The sequence below is a fragment of the Patiriisocius hiemis genome (assembly GCF_031846325.1).
GTDB lineage: Bacteria > Bacteroidota > Bacteroidia > Flavobacteriales > Flavobacteriaceae > Patiriisocius_A > Patiriisocius_A hiemis.
This window is the reverse complement of sequence record NZ_JAVRHZ010000025.1, coordinates 1-417: the sequence shown is the minus strand read 5'-3', so window position 1 is coordinate 417 and position 417 is coordinate 1. Positions and strand designations below refer to the sequence as shown.

General features: G+C 38.1%; 1 protein-coding gene. It reads left to right on the top strand.

What is annotated here, in order from left to right; translation table 11 throughout:
- On the top strand, positions 1 to 417 hold a 417-nt coding region (locus tag RM538_RS13385), incomplete at both ends, for a cadherin-like domain-containing protein (protein WP_311333942.1).

The window sequence follows — 417 nt, the reverse complement described above, 5'->3', positions numbered from 1 at the left end:
CCGACGGATTTTGTAGGTGAAGATACCTTTACTTATGAGATTGTAGATGACAATGCTACACCGGCTACGGATGATGCAGTTCTTACCATTACTGTAAACCCACCTTTAGTAAATACTACAGATGCTAATGATGATGCTTATTCAGGTAATCAGGGAGCTACAATAACAGGTAATGTATTAGATAATGATAATGATTTAGAAGGCGATACTCAGACTGTAAATACGATGCCTGTAAGTGGTCCAACCAATGGAGTGTTGGTATTGAATGCAGATGGTACCTTTACCTATACACCAAATGATCCTAACTTTATAGGAGTAGATAGTTTTATCTATAGTGTATGTGATGATGGTACACCACAGGCATGTGATGAGGCTACGGTAAGTCTTACAATTTTTGGACAGAATACTACTGATGCT